The sequence below is a fragment of the Pedobacter sp. genome (assembly GCF_035317785.1).
GTDB lineage: Bacteria > Bacteroidota > Bacteroidia > Sphingobacteriales > Sphingobacteriaceae > Pedobacter.
In genome coordinates this window covers 1-23,702 of sequence record NZ_DATHGC010000100.1, presented here as the reverse complement: position 1 = coordinate 23,702, position 23,702 = coordinate 1, and the positions used below count along the sequence as shown (strand labels likewise).

Below are 23,702 nucleotides of genomic sequence, written 5' to 3'. Positions count from 1 at the left end.
CAGGTTTCTGTGCATCGGCAGAATATATTCTGCTGGCTGCATCGCCCTGGTACTTCCGATAGCAATTGCTTCCTGTCCAATTCCTGAGAACCATTTACCGATTCTGCCCTGGCGAAGTAAAATGAGCATTTTTTCCTCGACCATTCTTGGATAAAGCAACCGCCTGTAGATTTCCATAAGAAAGGCATTACTTTTATCTTTTCGGTCAAAGGTCATGTTATAGCTTTATTTTTTGGGTTCCTTATTTTTTTCCTCCCACTGCTGAGCAAAGGACTTTTCAGCTATTACAGGCATGGAACGGTATTTCCCCCATTTCTTACGGAATAGATTTTTAAGAAGAAAGTTCTTGATCTTACCGCTGATCATGTCCATCCTGGATCGTTTCTGCATCCCGGCTTTCCATACTTTCCAGCCTATTTCTTCAGCTTTTGTGTTCTCATGCCCGGCCGCCGCATCGCGTCTGTTTAAGAGCAGCATTTTGTGGATGTCTATCTTTACCGGACAAACTTCTGAACATTTGCCGCACAGGCTCGAAGCATAGCTGAGGTGCTTGAAATCTTTCATCCCCTTTAGATGCGGGGTAATGATAGAGCCGATCGGGCCGCTATACGTGGTGTTGTAGGTGTGGCCGCCGATATTTTTATAGACCGGACAGGCGTTTAAACAAGCACCGCATCTGATGCAGTACAAACTCTGACGCTGTTCTTTTTGGGCGAGCAGATTGGTGCGGCCGTTGTCCAGCAGGATTACATACATTTCTTCCGGGCCATCAGTCTCGTTTGCCTGCTTCGGACCGCTTAAAATAGTGTTGTAAACAGTCAGGTTCTGACCCGTTCCGTGACTGGCCAGCAAAGGCCAGAAGAGGTCAAGATCAGCCATAGAAGGGATGATCTTTTCTATGCCTACAATGGCGATGTGGATTTTGGGAAAAGTTGTGCAGAGCCTGGCATTTCCTTCGTTTTCTGTAAGGGCAATGCTTCCTGTATCTGCAATCAGAAAGTTTCCCCCGCTTATGCCAATATCCGCATTGAGGTATTTGTCTCTCAGCAGCTCTCTTGCTTTTGCGGTCAGTTGTTCCGGGGTATAGTCAATGGGAGTACCGAATTTTTCATTGAACAATTTAGCGATCTCCTCTTTGCTCAGGTGCATTGCCGGTGTAACAATGTGATAAGGATGCTGACCCAGCAGCTGAACGATATATTCACCCAGATCGCTCTCTAAAGACGCTATGCCGTTTTTTTCAAGAAACTCATTTAAATGAATTTCTTCGGTGGTCATAGATTTTGATTTAATGACAGTCTTGCCGCCGTTTCGGTTGATGATATTAAGAATTTCTCTTTGAGCTTCGGCAGTATCGTTTGCCCAGATCACTTTCCCGCCCCTGCGCTGAAAATTAGACTCAAATTCGGGAAGGAATTTGTCCAGGTTTTCCATTACCCGCCACTTGATCACATGGGCCTTCTTCTTAGAGTTTTCGAGGTTCTCAAATTTGGACAAACCTCTTTCTACAGCAATATTATATTTGCCTATGTTGTGGTTGATGGTTTTGCGATGGCCTAAATCGAAAGCTTTCTCATCCGCCTTTATCAAAAAATCTTCAGCAATCTTAGTCATGTTCAAACTTAGATAAAACTGTGCAGGATTTGTTAACTCAATTTAAAAAAAATGTAAAAACCTGAATAATTGAATGTAAAACGGGCACTGTTATTTTTTAAACGTACCATCGTCATTCTTGTCCACAACAGGGCGTTTTATGCCATTCGCAAGTTCCCATGCAGTAAAGTATACGAGTTTCGCCCTCTTGGCCAGCATTGGAAAATCTATTTTGCTGACTTCGTCACCAGGCTGATGATAGTCATCATGTACCCCGTTAAAATAAAATATTACAGGTATGCCATGCTTGGCAAAATTATAGTGGTCTGAACGGTAATAGAACCTGTTGGGGTCTGTCCTGTTGTTGTATTTTTCGTCCAGTTTTATATTGACATAATCCTTGTTGGCTTTTTTACCAATCCTGTCCAGATCAGAACTTAGCATATCAGAACCGATGATGTATACGAAATTGTTATCGCTTTCATGATCTTTATCGCCGCGGCCTATCATATCAATATTCAGGTTCGTAATGGTTTTCTCCAGCGGAAAGACCGGGTTTTCGGAATACCACTCTGAACCTAAAAGACCTTTTTCTTCACCTGTTACAGTCATAAATAAAATGCTTCTTTTCGGGCCCTTTCCTGCCTTTTTCGCTTTAGCGAATGCTTCGGCGATCAGCAGAACGCCTGTTGTGCCTGATCCGTCATCGTCCGCGCCGTTGTTGATTTTATCATCACCTTTAGCATTGGGCGTAATTCCTATATGGTCATAGTGAGCGGTCACTACCAGCACTTCTTTTTTAAGTTTGGGATCAGAACCTTCCAGGAATCCCAGTACATTTTCAGCCCTTACCGCCTTTTCGATTTTATTTGCGCTTACGCTCACGCCTATTTTTATTTCCTGTGTCGCAGGTTTGCCGGCATCTGCAATTTTCTTGATCAGGGCTTCAAGATTTGTGCCCGTCCCGGCAAGAATTTTATTAGCTGTGCCGGAACCAATAGTGATAACCGGCATTGCCTGTGCTGCATTTAAGCGTTCTGCATTCTCCTGGCTTTTCATCACCAGCTGTTCAGTTTGAAGATAGTTCTTCAAATTTTCAGACAGGTTGTCTACTGCCGGGTCGATCACCAGTACGGCTGTTGCCTTGTTCTCGCTCAGGTACTTTAATTTGGTACTTAAAGCCGCACCTGCAACCCTTGCGGATGCAGGTGTAGAGGCAGTCATACCTGGCCCAGCTGCCCTCAGCACCATCACCACTTTGCCTGCCACAATTTGGCCGTCAAAATCATTATAGCCGTCTTTTGTCAGACCATAGCCTGCAAATAAGATGGTTGGGGTATTGAACATAAAGCCTTTAGCTGAAACCGTCTGTGGCATGATGTAAAAATCTTTTAATGCTTCGGCAGGCTGTCCGTCTATCGTCAATATTTGAGAAAGGGTATAACGGACCATGTCTACCGGCTGAAAGTAGTCGCCTTTTACCGGCCCTTTTAGTCCAATGGTTTTAAAATGATCCCTGATGTAATCAGCTGCTTTCCAGCCTCCCCGGGTTCCTGTTTCCCGGCCCTCGTATTCGTCAGAAGCCAGTACAGACAAGTGCTTATAGGCATTGTCTTTAGAAATACCCTGGCTAAATCTTACCGCGTCTTTCTTTTGCGCTATTGCAGTACAGCCAAGGAACAATATAAAGCTGACGTATAAAAAATGTGTCTTCATTAGCATGACATTTTACTTACCCGGTTTTGGTGTCTTCCTCCTTCAAATTGTGTATGGAGAAAGGTGGTGGTCATTTCTTTTGCAAGGTCCTCCGAAACAAATCTTGCAGGAATGCACAGTACATTTGCATTATTATGCTGTCTGGCCAATGCCGCTATTTCGTTTAGCCAGCAGATCGCAGCACGTATTTGCTGATGCTTGTTGGCGGTAATAGCCACGCCATTGGCACTGCCGCAAACCAGTATGCCAAAAGTAAATTCGGTACTTTCCACCGCCGAAGCAACCGGATGTGCGAAATCAGGGTAGTCAGCAGATTCCGGTGAATAGGTCCCGAAATCTTTCACTTCATAATCTGTAAGGTAGGACCTGAGCATTTCTTTATATTCGAAACCTGCGTGATCCGAGCCAATTGCAATCTTAATCTTATCTGTTGACATCTTTAAAAATATATACAATAAACAATCTGGCCCGACTAATTTACTTTAGTTACACCATACAATTCTTTCTTTCTTTTGCGCTCTATATTGGCGGAAATGTAAATGCTTCCCTCATACAACAGGAATAAAGGTAAAGCCACTATCAGCATAGTAAATGGATCTGCGGTAGGTGTAACTACGGCTGCGACGATAAGGATAATCACCGCTGAATACCTTCTGCTCGAACGCATAAAAGCAGGAGTCATTATTCCAAGTTTTGACAATATGTATATGATCACGGGCAACTGGAAAATAATACCAGAACCCAGCGTTAATGTCATGATTGATGAAAGATAGGAATCAATAGTGAAAGTATTTTGAATCTCAGGACTGACAGTAAAGTTGACCAGAAAATTAACGGATAAAGGGCAGATAATGTAATATCCAAAAAGGATACCCGTAAAGAATAATATGGAAGCAAAAGCGACAAAGCCACTTGCCGACTTTCTTTCATTTTCATGCAATGCTGGTTTGATAAAAAGCCAAAGTTCAAATAACAGATATGGGATCCCGAGTATGATCCCTGCCATCACACAGGAGTTTAGCTGGAGGGTAAATTGACCGGACATTTCTGTATTGATAATCTTTGCGTCAATCGTTTTGATACAAAACTCTTCGCCGATCGAGGGAAACCGCTCATATAATTTGCACATCATCCGATAAGTCCAGAAGCTGGGGTTCTTCGGGCCCATAATGATGGTGTTAAAAATAAAGTCCGTAAAATAAAATGCGCCTGCAGTAAACACCAAGACAACCGCCAAAGCACGCAGTAAATGTTTTCTAAGCACATCAATGTGGTCGAAGAAAGACATCTCAGCCTCCAGTGTTTTTCCTTTTTCTTTTATAGCACCTATCAGGTCCCGTTTTTTAGTATCACTCATGTACGTTATTTGTAAAACAAAAATACCATTCTATTTAATTCAGAATGGTATTTACGTTTTAAATCTTATAAATAGTTTTCCAATATGATTCTATTCTGAAAATTCGAAAGTTTCCATGAACTTCGTGGTAAAATTACCCGCTCTAAAGTTAGGATCTTTCATCAGTTTTAAATGAAATGGTATCGTAGTTTTTACACCTTCTATCACGAACTCACTCAGTGCCCTTTCCATAGTGCTGATGGCTTCCTCACGTGTTTGCGCAACGCAGATTAGCTTGGCAATCATCGAATCATAATTAGAAGGAATCTGGTACCCTGCATAAACGTGTGTATCCACCCTTACTCCATGTCCGCCAGGTGAATGGAAGTTTGTGATCTTGCCCGGACATGGCCTGAAGTTGTTAAACGGATCCTCAGCATTGATCCTGCACTCAATGGCATGCATATCCGGCATGTAGTTTTTGCCTGATATCGGAACACCGGATGCCACTTTGATCTGCTCTTTAATCAGGTCATAGTTGATCACTTCCTCTGTTACCGGATGTTCTACCTGAATACGGGTATTCATTTCCATGAAATAGAAATTGCGGTGTTTGTCTACAAGAAATTCTATAGTACCCGCACCTTCATACTGAACTGCAATCGCACCTTTGATCGCCGCTTCACCCATTTTTTCCCTCAATTCAGGAGTCATAAAAGGGGAGGGCGCTTCTTCTACCAATTTCTGGTGACGGCGCTGTATTGAGCAGTCGCGCTCAGATAAATGACAAGCTTTGCCATACTGATCTCCAATAATCTGGATTTCTATATGTCGGGGATCTTCAATATATTTTTCTAAATATAAACCATCGTTACCAAAAGCTGCACCTGATTCCTGGCGTGCGCTGTCCCAGGCATTCTCAAAATCTTCATCTTTCCATACCACACGCATTCCCCGGCCACCGCCACCGGCAGTTGCTTTTAAAATAACAGGATAACCCATGCCATTGGCAAGTTTTATACCCTCTTTAACATTTTCCAGCAGACCCTGAGAGCCCGGAATTGTTGGAACACCTGCTTTTTTCATCGTCTCTTTAGCCGATGCTTTATCACCCATAGAATTGATCTGTTCAGGTGTTGCCCCTATAAATTTAATCCCGTAATCCCGGCAGACTGAGGAGAACTTTGCATTTTCAGATAAGAACCCGTAACCCGGATGTATGGCATCAGCATTTGTCAGTTCCGCGGCCGAAATGATATTAGGGATGCTCAGATAAGAATCTTTACTTGGTGGCGGCCCTATGCATACTGCTTCATCAGCAAAGCGCACGTGCAAACTCTCCCGGTCAGCGGTAGAATACACAGCGACCGTTTTAATGCCCATTTCTTTACAGGTACGTATGATGCGTAAAGCGATCTCGCCCCGGTTGGCAATTAATATTTTCTTAAACATATTTTGATATAATGTTATTTGCTTTAAGCAAATATTAAATTGGTTCTACTAAAAACAAAGGCTGATCATATTCTACCGGAGATGCATTGTCCACCAGTACTTTAACGATTCTACCGGAAACTTCACTTTCAATCTCGTTAAACAATTTCATCGCTTCGATAATGCAAATGACCTTACCGGTAGAAATCTCATCACCAACATTAACAAAAGAAGCTTTATCCGGTCCTGCAGAACGATAGAATGTTCCGATCATTGGAGATTTTATAGTGATGTAATTAGAAGTATCTTCAGCGGCAGCCGCCTTAGTTTCTGTAGCTGACACCGGTAGTGGGGCCGCAGCTGCAGGAATTGCAGATGTTGCAACAGGAGCTGGAACAGTAGCATGAACAACTGTCGGAGTCTGATTCGTTTTAATAGTTATCTTGAAGTCTTTCTGCTCTATAGCCACTTCATTTACGCCCGAACGAGAAACAAATTTAATGAGTTCCTGAATTTGTTTGATATCCATTTTTTGGTGTTATTTTAAGAAAACAATGTGTTTTTAGAATTAACTAAGGTATGATTATTTATGATAAAAAACATTAGTAAGCCCACTTTAAGTAAACCGATCCCCAGGTAAAACCGCCGCCGAACGCTGCCAGTATAATGTTATCGCCTTTTTTCAACTGGCTTTCCCATTCCCATAAACATAGCGGTATAGTACCATTTGTGGTGTTGCCATAACGTTGTATATTGATCATTACTTTTTCCGATCCGAGACCCATCCTCGCTGCTGTAGCGTCGATAATGCGTTTATTCGCCTGATGTGGCACAAGCCAGGCAACATCATCTGAACTGAGCTGATTGCGGTCCATGATTTCCGCGGCAACATCAGCCATATTCGTCACAGCGAATTTAAAAACAGCCTGGCCCTCCTGGTAAACTACATGTTCATGATTGTCGACTGTTTCGTGCGTTGCCGGTCTTGCCGAACCTCCTGCTTTTTGATGCAGATATTGCCTGCCGGAGCCGTCCGAACGCAAGATGGAATCCATCACTCCAAACCCTTCTTCATTGGGTTCTAACAGAACCGCACCACATCCGTCTCCGAAGATAATGCAAGTAGTACGGTCGGCATAATTGATGATTGAGGACATTTTATCGCCGCCCACTACCAATATTTTTTTATGCTTGCCTGATTCAATAAACTGAGCGGCCGTAGATAAGCCAAATATAAAGCCCGAGCATGCGGCCTGGAGATCAAAGCCCCATGCATTTTTAGCCCCGATCTTATCTGCTAAAATGTTGGCCGAAGCAGGAAAAGGCAGGTCCGGAGTAGTAGTGCAAAAGATGATCAGTTCTATTTCTTCTGCGCCGATCCCACGCTTTTTAAGCAGCCCGTTGACGGCATGCACTGCCATATCTGAAGTTCCAAGTCCTTCGCCTTTTAGTATTCTTCGCTCTTTTATGCCTGTTCTGGTCGTGATCCATTCATCTGTAGTGTCTACAATAGATTCAAGTTCCTTGTTTGTCAGTACGTAATCGGGAACGTAACCATTAACAGCTGTAATAGCAGCGTGAATTTTGCTCATTTTTATCTCCTAAGTATTAAATGCGGCCTGTATTTTTCCTACCAAGCCAGTAGTAATCATGTCTCTTGACTGCAGTATCATGTTTTTAACAGCAGTGGGACTGGAAATACCATGGCCTATAACTACCGGCGCATTTACGCCTAAAACAGGACTGCCGCCATAGTTTTCATAATTAAAACGATCAAAGAACTCATCCTTTAATCCTCTTTTTAAGGTCAGTACATAAAAAGATTCAGCCAGCTTAAGCATCACATTGCCGGTAAAACCGTCACAAACAATAACATCGGCCTTATCATTAAAAAGATCCCGGCCTTCCACATTACCGATAAAATTAAACAACCGGGTGTCTTTCATCAATGGAAATGTAGCCATGCTCAGCATATTGCCTTTTTCGTCTTCTTCGCCAATGTTCATTAATGCCACTTTAGGGTTATTGATCTGCATTACGTTTTCCGCATATAAACTCCCAAGGACACCAAATTGCAGCAATACATCCGGCTTGCAATCGGCATTGGCCCCCACATCCAGCATGAGGCCAATGCCTCCGCTGAGTTTCGGTAAAAAGGTAGACAGGCACGGCCTGATAATGCCTGGTATAGTTTTTACGCTAAACACTGCACCCACAAGCATAGCACCCGAATTGCCGGCACTCGCAAATGAATCCAGCGCACCATTTTTCAGCAAATTGAAACCTATAGAAATACTTGAATTTGGCTTTTGAACAATAGCCTTTGTGGGATGCTCGCCCATACCAATCACCTCTTCGGTATGAACATACCCGAAAAGTTCCGGATCGAATCCGTTTGCTGATATAAGTGGCTTAATCTGCTTTGTATCGCCGATCAGCACTATTTGCTCATCTGGTGATAACAATGGATGGGCTGCTATTGCTCCCAAAACATTTGCTTCGGGAGCATAGTCTCCGCCCATTATATCGAGACCTATTTTCATAGTAAAAATCAGTTTGTGTATAAGGCAACGTGCCCTTGTTTCCAGTCTCTAAGGTAACCTTTCAAAGACTTAAAACACAAACTATTTTTCAGAAAATTAACCTATTGAGGTGTTTTCAATAACCAGTTTACCGTTGTAGTACAAGTTACCATCAACGTTGTAAGCGCGGTGTGGAGTGTGGATTGCACCAGTTGTTTGACAAGTAGCTAAAGAAGGAGCTTCCGCTTTATAGTGCGTTCTTCTTTTATCTCTTCTGCTCTTAGAAATCTTGCGTTTTGGATGTGCCATTGCTGATTTATTTAATTATTTTATTTTAATTTTTTTAATGCGGCCCATCGCGGGTCCTCATCCTGTTGTTGTTCTTCTTCTTTTTGTGCGCCTACAGCCAGACTTTCCAGCCTTGCTATCATTTCCTGGTCACATCGTTGTCCGTCGCCGTTTTCCTCACATATTTTGATGTAAGGAACAGAAACAGTAATGAATTCGTACATAAGGCCCGATATGTCTATCTCACTTTCCTTTTTATTCAAAATGATAATCTCCAGGTCATCACTTTGCAATTCATCTTCGGCAAACTTTACAATCTGCCTTTCCTGTATGCCAATTGGTGAATTAAATTCAGCTAAACATTTATCGCAATCCAATACTATCGTTCCATCTATCCGGAACTGAAGGATTAGCATCGTTTCCTGTTTGTCTAATTCAACCTCTGCTTTTAAAGATCCCTTTTTTACTAAAGAGTACTCAAAGGCATCAAAAAAGCTGTTATCAATCTCAAAATCAAACTGATGTTTGCCAATTTTTAAGCCGGTGAAGGGGATTGAAAATTGTTTTAATGGTTTCAATTGTAACAAAATTTTAGCCCGCAAATGTAAGGATTAATTTGATAATCCTAAAATGTTATTTAAAAAATATCAATAATGTTAATTTGCATCATCTTTAAGATCAAATGCAGTTTCAATCAGTTTTCCGCCCGTCCTCAGCTGGTTCTTAAGCAGCTCCTCCTGTTCTTTTCTGTTCCTGATGATATGAGTTGCAGCGAAAATGGCCGCTATAAACGACGACGCATCAGCTATATTCTGACCAGCTATATCATACCCTGTTCCATGATCCGGAGAGGTGCGCACAAACTTTAGTCCTGCGGTATAATTTACCCCGCTTCCAAAAGCAATGGTTTTAAAAGGAATCAGGCCCTGATCGTGGTACATAGCCAGGACGGCATCAAATTGTTTATAGGTGCCGTTGCCAAAAAAACCATCAGCGGGATACGGACCAAAGCAGATCACTCCCTTGTCGAATGCTTCCTGTACTGCCGGAATGATCACATCGCCTTCCTCTTTGCCCAGCAATCCGTTATCTCCCGCATGAGGGTTTAAACCCAGGACTGCGATCTTTGGCTTTTCTATCCAAAAATCCTTTTTCAGGCTTTCATTCATCAGGACCAGTTTTTTCAGGATCTTTTCTTTGCTGATGTTAGGAGCAACCTGGCCAACAGGAATATGTCCGGTTACCACTCCTACCCGGAGGTCCTCACTGATCATGAACATAAGTACATCACCTCCACCGCTTCTTTCCTGGAGGTACTCTGTATGTCCGGGAAACTTAAAGGCATCTGACTGTATATTGTGCTTATTGATGGGGGCTGTAACCAAGGCATCTATGCGGCCGTTTATCAAGTCGTCTGTAGCTTTTTCAAGTGAAAGCAATGCATACTTTCCTCCGGTCTCGTTTGAGGTGCCCAGATCTATTTTTACATCCTCTTCCCAGCAATTGATCAGGTTGGCTTTTTTTGGATTCGCTGCGTCGGGATTTGCAATCACATTGAAAATCAAATCGGTCATGCCAAGCGCCTTGCGATGATAAGAAACTACTTTAGAATGGCCATAAACTATGGGTGTACAGTAGTCAAGGATTTGGTTTTCTGACAAAGCCTTAATGATCACCTCCAGTCCAATCCCGTTAACATCACCTATACTTATCCCGATTTTGATTTTATTGCTCATATCCAATTAGAAATTTAGCGCAAATTACAGAATTTCACCAGAATGTTAGTCCGATACTGGTAAAACTTTACTTATTTTGCAGGTGATAACAGATCTGGATATGAGTTTGGTAAAGGCGAAAAAGCATTTAGGGCAACATTTTTTAACGGATAAAAACATTGCGGCTAAAATCGTAAATGGCCTTGTCCATACGGATAAATATAAGCAGGTGCTTGAAGTAGGTCCCGGAATGGGCATACTTTCCGATATTTTGCTTGAACGCAAGGATCTTGAAACTTTTCTTATCGATATCGATGTGGAATCCTATCATTTTCTGAAGGAAAAATATCCCCAGTTAGGCAGCAGGCTGATTAACGGTGATTTTCTTGCGCTTAACCTTTCTGATACTTTTCCCGGAAAATATGCCATTATCGGCAACTTTCCTTACAATATTTCTTCGCAGATCCTTTTTAAAATACTGGAAAACCGTGCAAACGTAGTGGAAATGGTTGGCATGTTTCAAAAAGAAGTTGCCGAGCGCTGTGCTTCAAAAGCCGGTACCAAAGACTATGGGATCCTGAGCGTGCTCATTCAGGCCTATTACGATATAGAATACCTGTTTTCCGTAAAACCAGGCACATTCAACCCACCGCCAAAAGTCAATTCAGGAGTGATCAGACTCAGCCGCAACAATGTCGAAACACTTCCCTGCGATGAGAAATTTTTCTGGCGTACCGTAAAAGCAGGATTTAACCAGCGCAGAAAGACACTCAGAAACGCACTGTCCGGCCTGGTCCCCAAAGATAAAATGGATGACCATCCTTTCTTTGACAAAAGGGCAGAACAGCTCACTGTGGCAGACTTTATCACTTTAACCCAGCATTTAGCAATGCTTATGCAACCTTAACCACCTTTCTGCGTCTTTTTTAATATGAGGAAATTCTTTTTAATTGCACTTTTCTTGCTAACAGCTGATAATATCGATGCACAGGAAGTCCAAAATATTGCTGATCTGGACTTTTTATATAAATCAATTAAGACATTGCCATCCTATAGGGATCAGCTGAAAAATGACACCGCGTATCGTCAACTTTATGAACGGATCCGCAAAGACCTGACATCTAACGATGAATTCGAAGTCTACCAAAAATTATTGCAATTAATTTATCCAATTAAAGACAATCACCTCGGCTTTTACAGAAAGCCGGATTCCACCTTTAGGTTTAAATATTTAAGGCTAAAGACAGATCCAACGGAGCTAGAAGCGAAATTTAAAAATTATCCAAAGGATAGTCTTGAAGGGATTTATTTTAGATCAAATGCTGATGAAAAATATGTGGTATTCAGACAGAAAGAGAACCTTTACTACCTTCAAAATTTAAAGACAGGTTTAGTTGAGGCACTCTTAAATAAAACAGGCGACCAATCCATAGATGCCATTCGATTTTTAAATCCTCCGCTTTCATACATATTGTATAGAAATATAAAGTTAAGCAACGGCATGCTTATAGGTCTTAGTTATCAAAAGCTCCCAATTAGAGCTTACGCTCCTGTTAATTTTGGCTACGGTAACTACGAGTATAAAGATCTTGAGCAGGGAATAGGTTATTTGAGGCTAACCAGTTTTCTTTCCAGTAACGAAAACATCAAGGTCGCGACTGATTTTTTTACTAAAGTCAGGCCAACTATAAATACTGATCAGCTTATTGTTGACCTCAGAAATAATAGAGGGGGCGGTAACAAAACATCAGGGCAGTTTGCCAAATTTTTAAAAAACTATAAAGGCAAAATATTCATTTTACAAAACGGTATTACGATGAGCAATGCTGAGCAGTTTATTATTGATATTAAAGACAAAAAAGATGTCACAACTCTAGGAGAATCCACACGAGGCACCATTACCTATGGCAGCAATTATGGCAAGACAATCGAACTGCCAAGCAACCGTTTCCTATTCTATCCAACAGATATGAGTGGCAGAGCTGAAGATCTCGTCTTCGAAAGTATCGGTGTCAAACCTGACGTAAGCCTTGACGCATTTACCGAAGACTGGATCTCACAGACCATAAAATATATCAAAACGAACTATCCATGATAAAAAAGATATTAATTGTAGACGATCTGCACCCGGTATTTAAAGAAAATGCAATTGCAATGGGCTACCAGGTTGATGACCGGCCCGACATCACCAGGGCGGAGACCATCGCCATCATCGGAGACTATGAAGGTATTGCTATGCGTACCAAGTTTCTGATTGATAGGGAACTCATAGACGCCGCGGTAAAATTGAAATTCGTAGCACGCGCTGGCGCCGGACTCGACAATATAGACGAAGCCTATGCCAGTCAAAAGCAGATTCAATTGTTGAATGCCCCTGAAGGCAACCGGGATGCAGTAGGTGAACATGCACTAGGCATGCTGCTTTCCCTCATGAACAATTTTAGTAAAGGAGACCAGGAGATCAGGAATGGCGTCTGGGACAGGGAAGGTAACCGTGGATACGAACTGAAAGGCAAAACAGTAGGCATCATCGGATACGGCCATATGGGCGGTGCCTTTGCCAAAAGGTTGTCGGGCTTTGATGTCAATGTCATCGCTTACGATAAATACAAAACCGGATTTTCTGATGAATACGCAAATGAGGTAAGCATGGAAGAGATCGTAAGGCAAAGCGATGTGCTCAGTTTACACATTCCCCTTACCACAGAAACCCGTCAAATGGTCAATGAGGAATACTTTTTCCATTTTCGTAAGCCCATATTTTTCATCAACACAGCACGTGGAGAAATAGCAAGTGTCAAAGCAATATTAAACGCAATCAGGGAGGGGAAGATACTTGGTGCCGGACTAGACGTTTTGCAGACAGAGAAATTTCCTGCATTGGCGGAACAGGAGTGGTACGATGAACTGATAAAATCAGATAAGGTTTTGCTGAGTCCTCATGTCGGAGGCTGGACTTTTGATTCTTACCGGAAGATATCAGAAGTGCTTGCAGAGAAACTAAAAAATCTGCACTAAAAAAACAACTCTTCTTCTCAGACTCGCACATTTTCTGAAGGGAAAATCTGCACATGTCTTCGAAAAAGAGTTGTTTTTCTAAGCGCAGAAGCATGGCGGCTATATTGGTACGCTTAGATTAGGCGCCCAGAAAAATTATATGTTGTGAGACGACATGTGCTGAATTTCCCTTCCGAAATTCAGCGAGGAGGAGAACAATATATAATTTTTATTTCCAGTCAATCAACGCAATCATTTTACTGTCCAGCCATTTTCCAATTGTTATCAACAGGCGTCGCATCCATAAAAATTCCCCCGTCCAATACAATTGATTTCACAGCCTGACTGGCTTTCACTTCAACCGCAACCTGTTTCTCCCCGCTTTTCCAAATGACCGGAGAAATGTGCGTCACCTGTTCCTTCCCGTCGCTATAAATCACCCTGACATCAAACGGCACCGCAAAACCGCCAATATTCTTTACTGCAACCGTATAATCATTTCCTTTTACCGTTACTTTTTCAATCCCCAGGTCAATATAATTATTGCTGAAAAACCAGTTGTTCCAAAACCAGTTCAGGTTTTGACCAGAGCCATCATTTATTGAATAAAAGAAATCCCAGGGAATCGGATGTTTCCCGTTCCAGCGATCCATGTATACGCGAAGTGCCTTCCCAAACAGGTCATTACCCAACATATCCTTCAAAGCTAAATACGCCAGAGACGGCTTTCCATAGGCATTATTGCCATACCCCGGCCCCGATACCTGGGTAGACATCGCAATGATCGGTTGATCCTGTTCAGTTGAAGCATCACTGATCCACCTTTTAACCCGGAAATTCTTGTAGTTTTCAGAAGCCTTCCCTTTGCCAAGCTGATCGATCCCGATTAAATATTCGAGTGTTGTCGCCCAGCCTTCATCCATAAAAGCGTACCTGGTCTCATTAGTGCCCATATAAAAAGGAAAATAAGTATGGGCCACCTCATGGTTCAGGACAAACTGAGAAAACTCCAGATCAGGAGTGCTCGAATCATTCACCATCATTGGGTATTCCATATCCGCAAATCCCTGGAAGGCAGTCATCTTAGAGAAAGGGTAAGGCACACCCGGCCAGTTGCTGGAAAACCAGGATAAAGCCTGTTGACCCCACTCCACCGCATGTGTAAAGTCCTTTGCTGTAGCGGCATAAGCTGCCTGTACACTGCTTCTTCTTCCGGTTTTCCGATCCACCACCACACTTGCCGCATCCCAGACATAGCTGCTGCTCAATGAAAAGGTGAAATCCGTGATGTGACTCGCTTCAAACCTCCAGGTGTTCCAGGCATTTTGCCTGGTAACAGCTCCCGTTTTCATCTCTTCAGCAGTCGCAATGTGCATCACCTGATCAGAAACCAGCGATCTTCTGTAGCGGGCAGCAATTTTAGCATCCAGAACTTCATCTGCATTCAACAGATCACCGGTTGCCCATACCACATAATTCTTAGGAGCTTTTACAGAGACCTTATAATCGTTAAAATCATTGTAAAATTCTGTCCTGTCCGTATGCGGGATTCTATCCCAGCCGTTGTAGTCATCGTATACCGAGATCCTTGGATAAGCATAGGCCGCAAAAAAAGTTGCAGGATCTATCTGGCCTTCTCTGCCGCTTTGCTTGGATAAAGGATAGCTCCATTCAATGTCAAATGTTGCCTTACCACCCGGGAGCAGCGGCGTCTGAAGTTTCACATCCGCAACAGTGCCCCAGCCCGAACTGTTAACTTCAATGACTACGCCATCAACTTTAAACGAACTGATCTTTAAACCGGCGCTGAGGAAATCGGCATCCACCTGTCCCGATCTCGGAGCTTCAGGCCTATGGATGTTATTTACAAACCGGATGGCTACCGTTTTTAGTGTGTCTTTACTGTTATTGGTGTAAATAATATTTTCATTTCCGCTTACCGTTTTAGTGTCAGCATCGACGGTGACGGCAATATTGTATTTGCCCTGGTTCTGCCAGTAATTTTTACCGGGCTTTCCGTCAAATGCCCTGGTACCGTTAGCATAAGCATCTTTTATATTTCTGGGCATGTACAAGTCCTGGGCCCCGGCACCTAAAGAAACGAGCAGAAAAAGGACAGATAATTTCAAAACATTCAATTGCATAATAAGCTGATTTGTAATAGAACGCTAAAATAAACGCTATTTTTATGTTTACTTCATCATTTTCGTTACAATTATTTGCTTTTGTGGTATTACCCAATTATCTTCGTTTCCAATGAAACAAGACTATGTAGGTTAAAACCGATGTAGTCTTGTTTGTTTTTTAGAGTAACTAACAAAATAAACGAGCTATGACAGAGGTAACATATTATACCCAAGATGGTTTAGAGAAGCTGAAGGAAGAACTACAGTATTTAAAAACTACGGGCAGACAGCAAATATCGAAGGCAATAGCTGAAGCCAGAGATAAAGGAGACCTTTCAGAGAACGCAGAGTACGATGCAGCTAAAGAAGCTCAGGGCCTGCATGAGGCTAAAATCTCCAAGCTGGAAAATACACTTTCTACGGCGCGGCTGATCGATGAGTCAAAACTGGACCTGACCAAGGTGCTGGCACTCTCTATAGTAAAGATCAAGAACGTAAAAAACGGTTCTACCATGTCTTATCAGTTGGTTGCAGAATCAGAAGCAGACCTTAAAACAGGCAAGATCTCGGTAAAATCCCCAATAGCACAGGGCTTACTCGGTAAGTCTGTAGGCGACACCACAGAAATACAGGTTCCGGCAGGCAAGATTGAATTTGAAATATTAGAGATCAGCAGATAGTACAGATACCATGGCAAGCATTTTTTCAAAAATTGTAAACGGAGAGATCCCCGCGCATGTAGTCGCTGAAACAGCAGATTACCTCGCCTTTCTGGATGTAAGTCCATTGGTAATGGGACATGTATTGGTCATTCCCAAAAAGGAAATCGATTACATCTTTGATATGGACGAAGAAAGCTATTTCGGACTGACCTTGTTTGCCAAAATAGTAGCAACAGGCTTGAAAGAGGCATTCCCATGCAAAAAAGTTGGTGTTGCAGTTATCGGACTGGAAGTTCCGCATGTACACATTCACCTCATTCCGATGAATAATGTGAGTGACATGAATTTCAGTAAAGAAAAACTGCAGCCCACACAGGAAGCTTTGGAAGAAGCAGCTGAGAAAATTAAGGCCGCACTAGCCCGCGATTGAAAACATTATTTATAATATCTGAAAGGCAGCATCTAAAAATGCTGCCTTTTTTTGTTGATACCTATCTTAGATTTTGTATATTGTAATACACACAAATAAAACAATATGAGAACATTATTATTAATGCTTTTCTTGCCCATCTATGGCTTTGGGCAAGCAAGCCAAAATGACCCGCCGAGCCGGCAGGTCATTCAGGACAGTATTCCCGGCACTTCAATTATTTTAAAAGACGGGAACATTCTTTTTAAAAAGGCCTACGCCTCAAACCTGGAAAAGGAAGCTTTGAGTGATCAGCTGTACACATTGCTTTCCCTGATAAAGGGGTTTAAGCCCAATGATGAACGCTATCGGGCAGTTGATCAGATTACCGGCAGACTTTCCCGTCACAACATTAATATGAATAAGTACGCTACCTCAGATATACTAAATAAACCAATAAATGCTATGGTCCTCGTTCAGCTGAAGGATCTTAAATATCAGGTAATCGTTTCCGAAATAAGTTTCGGAGAAACCTATACGGACAGTTTAAAGCACGAATTAACCAGGGACGTTATGCTTGAAAGCTATATAACTGAGAAAAAAGGCAGTAAACTAAGGTCGAGGAAAGTATATGTGAAATTAGCTCAGATTTTAAATCAGGAGTTAACGGACTTATTTGACCTTCAAAAATCAAATCTGGCTGCAGAGTTTTAATTTTATTCCATTGGAGCCTGTATCATAAATTATGATTTCAGGCTCTTTTTTATTCAGCGGTTATTTCAATTTTTCATTGTTCTTATGCCTTTCTGCATCGCGGATGTTCTTTTTTACCAGGTTTTTTTCCAGCGCATCAGTCAGGTCTATACCGGTTTGATTGGCCAGGCAGATCAGCACAAAAAGCACATCAGCCATTTCATCACCCAGATCCACCGCTTCATCACTTTTCTTAAAGGACTGTTCACCATATTTTCTGGACATGATCCGTGCGACCTCGCCAACCTCTTCCATTAAAATGGCCGTGTTGGTGAGTTCGTTAAAATACCTGATCCCGGTGGTATTGATCCATTGGTCTACAGTGTCCTGAGCTTCTTTAATCGTCATGTTGTTTTTCTTTTAATTCTGATTTCAGTCTTTTGTTGATATCGGCCTTTGCATTTTCCAGTAAATAGACTTTTGTGCCATATTCCCTGGCCATTTTATTATGAATATAGCCGATCTGATCTACACGTTCAAATAAAGGTCTTTCCTCCTTTCGGTCAGGATCATCATCGCCGGTATCTACCACCAGTACAACATGCTTAACGGGCCTTTCAAGCTTCATCCATGTCATATAATCCGCAGAAAATGCAACCGCATTGATGTGTTTAAACCTGGAATAATAATTAATGGCCCCTGCCTGTCCATAATTGTCACAAAGAACCATCACATTTTCCTTATCAGGCAACTTTGCATAGGCCTCATCAACAATTCCGGCCAATTCTTTCCAGCCCAGCATATCTGCAAAGTCCTGTGGCAAATGATGGTTCATTCCGTCTTCCCAGCGAAGCATCCCGGTCTTTTCAAATTTTTCATGCCTTTTGGTAATTTCAGCGGGCTCAAGTACCGGATAAGCGAAAGGCAATACTACCACAAACATCCCTATTGCAGCAGCCGGAGGAATGATCTTCAAATATCTTAAAAATCCGTCTTTCAATATTGCAGCAATATAAACAGATCCGCAAGCAAGCAAGACAGGATAAAGCCCGGCTGCATAATAGGCTTTGCCTTTAAACCATGTAAAGAGCGCTATGGCAACCAAATAGCTCCATCCAATCCACCTTGCATTTTTGAACGGCTTGTAGAGAAAGAAGGCCAGGCCCGCAGCAAGTAAGACCGGCAGATCCCCAATGTAGTATAACAACTGTTCCCTGAGAAAATCAAAGCGGTTTATATTTTCCAGCTGGGTCCTGCTCAGTTCCTTCATGTGCCAGATGACCGGGAACTGATGCTGATATTGCCATATGAGGTTTGGCAAAACCAGGACGAAAGCCAGAACAACAGCCATATAAAAATGCTTCTGCCTGTAAATATACCGTTGCCGGGATATGCCCAGTGCCGCAACAAGACCCAGTACCAGGAACGCGATGCCGTATTTGTTTAAAAAGCCAAAGGCAATTGCTGCTGCGGTATAATAGAGGAATCCGGGCCTGTTGGTATTGACATATCTTAATAGAAAATAATAAGTCATAGTCCAGCTGAATATATCGAAAGCATTGGGTTGGAACAATAAATCTAAGCGGGCAATGGCACAGCAAAACAGGGCAGTCATGCATAAAATTTTTGCATACAGATCACCCTTCAGCTCTTTAACAATAAACCAGGAAAAGACTAAGGTGCCCGCCCCGATAGCAGCAGTGGTCGTCCGAATCATAAAAGTACTGCTGCCTGATAGCTTTATGATCCATGCAAACATAGAGGTTACGGGAGGTACAGATTGAAAACCCAATGCCAAATGACCAGCCTGATCCAAATGCAAAAATTCATCACGGTGCAATTCATAAACAGGATTGACCAGGATACAATGAAGTAAAAGCTTTAAAACAACAAAAGCGGCCAGAACATAAGTTTCCAGTATTGGTTTTTGCATTTGCATAGCAGTAAATTAGCTTATTCTCTGTTCCGGGTGTCCATCATAATGGTAACCGGGCCGTCATTAACCAAACTGATCTTCATATCTGCGCCAAATATTCCGGTTTGTATCTCTTTGCCCAGCAATAAATATAACTGTTTGATCATTGCTTCATACAAAGGGATTGCTTTTTCCGGTCTGGCTGCTTTGGTAAAGCCCGGACGGTTTCCTTTTTTTGTCGATGCAAACAAAGTGAACTGGCTGATCAGCAGTATATTTCCATCAACATCAGCCAGTGCTTTATTCATCTGGCCCTGCTCATCTCCAAAAATCCGCATGTTTACAATTTTACCGGCAAGCCATGCTGCATCTTCATCAGTATCCGCATCCTCAATGCCAAGCAGCACAAGAAAACCTACATCGATGGTTCCGGTGACTACACCGTCTACAACACATCCCGCTTCTGAAACCCGCTGTATGATTGCTCTCATCTTTACGCCCTGGTCTCGTTTCCGTGAAAAATGCTCAGGTAACTTTCATACCTGCTCAGCTCTATTTCACCCTCCTCTACAGCTTTAACCACTGCGCAGCCCGGCTCATTCACATGTCTGCAATTGTTAAACCTGCATTGGTTCATCAGGTTACGCATTTCTCTAAAATAATGGCCCAGTTCCTCCGGCCTGATGTCAAAAACTCCCAGTTCCCGAATGCCGGGTGTATCTATTAAATAACCCCCAAAAGGCAGCAGGTGCATCTCCGCAAAAGTAGTCGTATGCTGGCCTTTGTCGCTTGATTCCGAAATCTCGCCCGTTTTAATTTCCCTTCCGGGCAATAACGCATTGATCAGACTAGATTTACCTACACCCGAATGTCCTGAAAATAAGGTTACTTTATCCTTAAGCAGCGCCTGTATAACCGGGATATTGGTTCCTTCCAGTGCAGAAACAGAATAACAGGGATAGTCTATGTTTTCATAGATCGCTTTATATTCATCCAGTACCGCAAGGCCCTCCTCATTAAAAAGGTCGAGCTTATTAAAAATCAGTACAGCAGGGATGCTGTAGGCTTCCGCAGTAGCCAAAAACCGGTCTATAAAACCTAAAGAAGTCCTCGGAGAAGAAAGTGTTACCACCAGAAAAGCCTGGTCCATATTTGCCGCAATGATCTGGGCCTGTTTTGAAAGATTAATGGACTTGCGAATGATGTAATTTTTCCGCTCCCCCAGTTTATCAATTACTCCTTTATCAGAATTCGGCTCCAGTTCAAATTGTACCCGGTCGCCAACAGCAATGGGGTTGGTCGTTTGAATCCCCTGAATCCTGAATTTGCCTTTGATTCTGCAATCGTAATTGGAACCGTCTTCCGTACGTACCTGGTACCAGCTTCCTGTTGATTTTAATACTAATCCTTGCATATGAAGCTGTAAAGTTAAGAAATAGTTCCCGTCATTGCGAGGCACGAAGCAATCTCAAAGTCCCGGGAGATTGCTTCGTGCCTCGCAATGACGAATAGCAGCTATTATCTGCCAAAATAAATTTGGTATTTAGAAAAATATAGCTTTACTTTGGCCCTCAGCACAGTTAGTGTATAAGATACAATGTATATAAACTCATCAATTACAACCATTACTACCACAACCACCGGTATAAACCGGGGAAGGTAAGCTAATGGGGTAACTGAAAAAAGATAAAAACCACGAAAAGCACCTTCCTCTAACCAGGAAGGTGCTTTTTTTTTAACCACATACTATGAACATTTTAAAATTTGGAGGTACATCTGTTGGTTCTGCTGAAAGCATAAGCACACTTATAGAAATACTGAAATCTGAAAGGGAACAGCAAAACCCGATTGTAGTTTTGTCAGCTATGGGCGGAGTGACCAATATCCTGCTGGAAATGGCAGAGCATGCCCGCAACCTTCAGGATTACAGCGAACAGCTGAAAAAGGTAGAAGAAAAGCATTTCCATGTCATCCGTACGCTGCTTCCTGCCGGCGCCCAAAACCCTGTACTTACCAAACTAAAAATTTATTTTAACGAACTGGAGGATATCCTTCAATCGGTTTATAACCTCCGTGAACTGAGCCCCCAGACCAAAGACCTGATCCTGAGCTACGGTGAACGCTGCTCGACTGTGATGATCAGCCACATTGCCAAACAGCAATTCCCGGATGCATTATACGTAGAAGGCGCCCAGCTGATCAAGACCGACAACAACTTTGGGCAGGCAAAAGTGAATACCAATCTCACCGAAATGCTGATCAGGGACTTCCATGAAGCCAACAAGGACAAACTGCTGTTCGTTACCGGTTTTGTATCCAGCAACGATGAGGGCAGGGTAACTACTTTGGGCCGTGGGGGGAGTGACTATACAGCAGCCATTTGGGGTGCCGCTTTAAATTCGGAAGAGATCCAGATCTGGACAGACGTTGACGGCATGCTTACAGCCGATCCGCGCATCGTCAAAAAAGCATTCTCATTACCTGAGCTTAGCTACACAGAGGCCATGGAGCTTTCTTATTTTGGAGCAAAGGTGATCTATCCGCCGACCATGATCCCGGCATTTTTAAAAAAGATCCCTATCGTCATCAAAAATACTTTCCACGTAGATTTTCCCGGCACTTATATCAAACATGGCACCAGCCCTTCTACATTGCCCATCAAAGGGATCTCTTCCATAGATGAGATCAGCGTACTCAACCTTTCCGGCAGCGGGATGGTCGGCAAGGCCGGATTTAGCGGCCGCTTGTTTTCGATGCTTTCACGCGAACAGGTAAACGTAGTGCTCATCACCCAATCCTCATCTGAGCACAGCATCACCTTTGCGGTTAAACCTTCTGATTCACTAAAAGCCTTGTCACTGATCAATAAAGAATTTGAACTGGAACTACAGGCCCGGAAACTGGAATATCCTGAAGTAGAGAACGGACTTTCCGTACTGGCTATAGTCGGCGAGAACATGAAACGAACTCCGGGGATGTCAGGCAAACTGTTCAGTGCATTGGGCCGTAATGGTGTCAATGTCAGGGCCATCGCACAAGGCTCTTCCGAATACAACATCTCAGTGATCATTTCCAAAACAGATCTTTCCAAGGCAGTCAACGCCGTGCATGATGCATTTTATGCGGACCTGAAAAAAACGCTGCATATCTTCTGCCTGGGTACCGGTAACATCGGTAAAACCCTGTTCAGCCAGCTGCAGGACCAAATGCCCTTCCTGGCCGACAACAACGACCTGCAGGTAAAAGTGATGGGTGTCAGCAATACCCGTAAAATGCTTTTGAACCCTGATGGAATCGACCTGACCAGCTGGGAAGCCGAGCTGGAAAGCCAGGACATCAAAGCAAGCCTGTCAGATTTCATCAAGAAAATGAAGTCCATGAACCTGCCAAACTGCGTGTTTGTAGACAATACCGCCAGTCACAACCCGATCGAGTACTACCTGGATATTCTGCAGTCAAGTATTTCAGTAGTGACCTGCAATAAAATTGGAAACTCTGCCGATTACGAACAATATGCAGCCTTCAAACAGGCAGCCAGAACCTATGGAGTAGATTTCTTTTACGAAACCAATGTAGGCGCAGGACTTCCGATCATCCGCACCTTAAAAGACCTGATGCTGAGCGGAGACAAGATCAAACGAATAGAAGCCATTCTTTCAGGTACCATCTCCTACATCTTCAACAATTACAAAGGAGGAACACGCTTTCATGAAGTGGTAAAAGAAGCCCAGGAAAAAGGCTATACCGAACCAGATCCCCGCGATGACCTGAACGGTAAGGATTTTATGCGCAAAATGCTCATCCTCGCCCGTGACGCCGGGTATCCTCTTGAAGAGAAAGATATTGATCTTGAAAACATGCTGCCTGCCTCTTGTATGGCCGCCGAAACTGTGGCCGATTTTTACAAAGAGCTGGAAAACAACGCTGAATATTTTGAAGGCCTGAAAAACAAGGCAGCCGCAGACAGCAAAGTATTGAGATATATTGGAAAAATGGAAGATGGCAAAGTATCCATCAACCTGCAGATGGTCGATGAAAACCATCCATTCTTCACCTTGTCGGGCAGTGACAACATCATCTCATTTACGACCAACAGGTACAAGGACCGCCCGCTCGTAGTCAAAGGACCGGGCGCCGGCGCAGAGGTCACTGCAGCAGGTGTATTTGCAGACATCATAAACGTAGGTAAAAGATAATCATGAAAGATTCCGTTAAAGTTTTCGCTCCGGCCACAGTGGCCAATGTAGTATGCGGATATGATGTATTGGGCTTTGCTGTAAACCAGCCCGGCGATGAAGT

24 protein-coding genes and 1 pseudogene are annotated in these 23,702 nt (G+C 42.9%); 8 read left to right on the top strand and 17 right to left on the bottom strand.

All coding sequences use genetic code 11. The features are described from left to right. The 12 genes from VK541_RS06185 to pdxA all read right to left on the bottom strand — a co-directional run. Window positions 1-177: thiamine pyrophosphate-dependent enzyme (locus VK541_RS06185; RefSeq protein WP_324367980.1), on the bottom strand; the 177-nt coding region annotated here is incomplete at its 3' end. Window positions 178-225: 48 nt separating this feature from the next. Further along, window positions 226-1,614: a LutB/LldF family L-lactate oxidation iron-sulfur protein gene (locus VK541_RS06180; protein WP_324367978.1), complete on the bottom strand. Its 1,389-nt coding sequence runs from the start codon at window positions 1,612-1,614 to the stop codon at window positions 226-228. A gap of 90 nt (window positions 1,615-1,704) precedes the next feature. After that, window positions 1,705-3,309, bottom strand: a complete 1,605-nt coding sequence (locus VK541_RS06175; protein ID WP_324367977.1) for a M28 family peptidase — start codon at window positions 3,307-3,309, stop codon at window positions 1,705-1,707. After that, on the bottom strand, window positions 3,309-3,746 hold the full coding sequence (gene rpiB, locus VK541_RS06170) for a ribose 5-phosphate isomerase B (RefSeq protein WP_324367975.1): 438 nt from the start codon (window positions 3,744-3,746) through the stop codon (window positions 3,309-3,311). Before rpiB ends, VK541_RS06175 begins: the two co-directional genes overlap by 1 nt. A 35-nt stretch (window positions 3,747-3,781) precedes the next feature. Further along, window positions 3,782-4,666 carry a twin-arginine translocase subunit TatC gene (tatC, locus tag VK541_RS06165; RefSeq protein WP_324367973.1) on the bottom strand — a complete coding sequence of 295 codons (885 nt, stop codon included), beginning with the start codon at window positions 4,664-4,666 and terminating at the stop codon, window positions 3,782-3,784. A gap of 90 nt (window positions 4,667-4,756) precedes the next feature. Next, window positions 4,757-6,097, bottom strand: coding sequence for an acetyl-CoA carboxylase biotin carboxylase subunit (gene accC / locus VK541_RS06160; RefSeq protein ID WP_324367971.1), 1,341 nt, complete (start codon window positions 6,095-6,097; stop codon window positions 4,757-4,759). A 34-nt stretch (window positions 6,098-6,131) separates the two neighbouring features. Beyond that, window positions 6,132-6,605: an acetyl-CoA carboxylase biotin carboxyl carrier protein gene (gene accB, locus VK541_RS06155; protein WP_324367969.1), complete on the bottom strand. Its 474-nt coding sequence runs from the start codon at window positions 6,603-6,605 to the stop codon at window positions 6,132-6,134. A gap of 73 nt (window positions 6,606-6,678) precedes the next feature. Further along, the gene (locus VK541_RS06150) at window positions 6,679-7,668 is read right to left on the bottom strand and encodes a beta-ketoacyl-ACP synthase III (protein WP_324367967.1); all 990 of its coding nucleotides are present in this window, start codon (window positions 7,666-7,668) and stop codon (window positions 6,679-6,681) included. 9 nt (window positions 7,669-7,677) lie between these two features. Continuing rightward, window positions 7,678-8,619: a phosphate acyltransferase PlsX gene (plsX, locus tag VK541_RS06145; RefSeq protein ID WP_324367965.1), complete on the bottom strand. Its 942-nt coding sequence runs from the start codon at window positions 8,617-8,619 to the stop codon at window positions 7,678-7,680. A gap of 96 nt (window positions 8,620-8,715) precedes the next feature. Beyond that, on the bottom strand, window positions 8,716-8,907 hold the full coding sequence (gene rpmF, locus VK541_RS06140) for a 50S ribosomal protein L32 (protein ID WP_048903635.1): 192 nt from the start codon (window positions 8,905-8,907) through the stop codon (window positions 8,716-8,718). A 20-nt stretch (window positions 8,908-8,927) separates the two neighbouring features. Beyond that, complete coding sequence (locus VK541_RS06135; protein WP_324367958.1) at window positions 8,928-9,464, bottom strand: DUF177 domain-containing protein; 537 nt, start codon at window positions 9,462-9,464, stop codon at window positions 8,928-8,930. Window positions 9,465-9,542: 78 nt separating this feature from the next. Next, a complete protein-coding gene (gene pdxA / locus VK541_RS06130; RefSeq protein WP_324367956.1) occupies window positions 9,543-10,622 on the bottom strand; it encodes a 4-hydroxythreonine-4-phosphate dehydrogenase PdxA in 1,080 nt (359 codons plus the stop codon). A gap of 100 nt (window positions 10,623-10,722) precedes the next feature. On the opposite strand from pdxA, the gene rsmA reads away from it, so the two are divergent. Genes rsmA through VK541_RS06115 form a run of 3 tightly spaced genes read left to right on the top strand, consistent with a single transcriptional unit; the run spans window position 10,723 to window position 13,619 of the window. Continuing rightward, window positions 10,723-11,508: a 16S rRNA (adenine(1518)-N(6)/adenine(1519)-N(6))-dimethyltransferase RsmA gene (gene rsmA / locus VK541_RS06125; RefSeq protein ID WP_324367954.1), complete on the top strand. Its 786-nt coding sequence runs from the start codon at window positions 10,723-10,725 to the stop codon at window positions 11,506-11,508. Window positions 11,509-11,562: 54 nt separating this feature from the next. Further along, a complete protein-coding gene (locus VK541_RS06120) occupies window positions 11,563-12,696 on the top strand; it encodes a S41 family peptidase (protein WP_324367952.1) in 1,134 nt (377 codons plus the stop codon). Next, window positions 12,693-13,619, top strand: a complete 927-nt coding sequence (locus tag VK541_RS06115) for a 2-hydroxyacid dehydrogenase (RefSeq protein ID WP_324367950.1) — start codon at window positions 12,693-12,695, stop codon at window positions 13,617-13,619. Before VK541_RS06120 ends, VK541_RS06115 begins: the two co-directional genes overlap by 4 nt. 236 nt (window positions 13,620-13,855) lie before the next feature. On the opposite strand, the gene VK541_RS06110 is transcribed toward VK541_RS06115, so the two are convergent. Beyond that, the gene (locus VK541_RS06110; RefSeq protein WP_324367949.1) at window positions 13,856-15,742 is read right to left on the bottom strand and encodes a M1 family metallopeptidase; all 1,887 of its coding nucleotides are present in this window, start codon (window positions 15,740-15,742) and stop codon (window positions 13,856-13,858) included. A gap of 188 nt (window positions 15,743-15,930) precedes the next feature. Between VK541_RS06110 and greA the strand changes: the two genes are divergently transcribed. The 3 genes from greA to VK541_RS06095 all read left to right on the top strand — a co-directional run bounded on the left by greA (window position 15,931) and on the right by VK541_RS06095 (window position 17,509). Beyond that, complete coding sequence (gene greA, locus VK541_RS06105; RefSeq protein WP_324367947.1) at window positions 15,931-16,404, top strand: transcription elongation factor GreA; 474 nt, start codon at window positions 15,931-15,933, stop codon at window positions 16,402-16,404. Between the two features lie 10 nt (window positions 16,405-16,414). Further along, window positions 16,415-16,816 carry an HIT family protein gene (locus tag VK541_RS06100; RefSeq protein WP_324367945.1) on the top strand — a complete coding sequence of 134 codons (402 nt, stop codon included), beginning with the start codon at window positions 16,415-16,417 and terminating at the stop codon, window positions 16,814-16,816. A 105-nt stretch (window positions 16,817-16,921) separates the two neighbouring features. Then, entirely contained in the window at window positions 16,922-17,509 is a 588-nt protein-coding gene (locus VK541_RS06095) for a hypothetical protein (RefSeq protein WP_324367943.1), read from the top strand. 60 nt (window positions 17,510-17,569) lie between these two features. Here the strand turns inward: VK541_RS06095 and VK541_RS06090 are convergent, their stop codons facing one another. The 4 genes from VK541_RS06090 to rsgA are packed head-to-tail and all read right to left on the bottom strand — an operon-like array spanning window position 17,570 to window position 20,817. Further along, window positions 17,570-17,896 carry a nucleotide pyrophosphohydrolase gene (locus tag VK541_RS06090; protein WP_324367941.1) on the bottom strand — a complete coding sequence of 109 codons (327 nt, stop codon included), beginning with the start codon at window positions 17,894-17,896 and terminating at the stop codon, window positions 17,570-17,572. After that, complete coding sequence (locus tag VK541_RS06085) at window positions 17,886-19,421, bottom strand: glycosyltransferase family 39 protein (protein ID WP_324367939.1); 1,536 nt, start codon at window positions 19,419-19,421, stop codon at window positions 17,886-17,888. The genes VK541_RS06090 and VK541_RS06085 overlap by 11 nt, the downstream gene beginning before the upstream one ends. A 20-nt stretch (window positions 19,422-19,441) precedes the next feature. Beyond that, window positions 19,442-19,894: a D-aminoacyl-tRNA deacylase gene (gene dtd / locus VK541_RS06080; protein WP_324367937.1), complete on the bottom strand. Its 453-nt coding sequence runs from the start codon at window positions 19,892-19,894 to the stop codon at window positions 19,442-19,444. Between the two features lie 2 nt (window positions 19,895-19,896). Beyond that, entirely contained in the window at window positions 19,897-20,817 is a 921-nt protein-coding gene (gene rsgA / locus VK541_RS06075; RefSeq protein WP_324367935.1) for a ribosome small subunit-dependent GTPase A, read from the bottom strand. A gap of 334 nt (window positions 20,818-21,151) precedes the next feature. Here rsgA and thrA point away from each other — a divergent pair, with 334 nt between their 5' ends. Next, window positions 21,152-23,599: a bifunctional aspartate kinase/homoserine dehydrogenase I gene (gene thrA, locus VK541_RS06070; RefSeq protein WP_324367933.1), complete on the top strand. Its 2,448-nt coding sequence runs from the start codon at window positions 21,152-21,154 to the stop codon at window positions 23,597-23,599. 2 nt (window positions 23,600-23,601) lie between these two features. Next, window positions 23,602-23,702: pseudogene (locus tag VK541_RS06065) on the top strand (homoserine kinase); the annotation flags it as partial.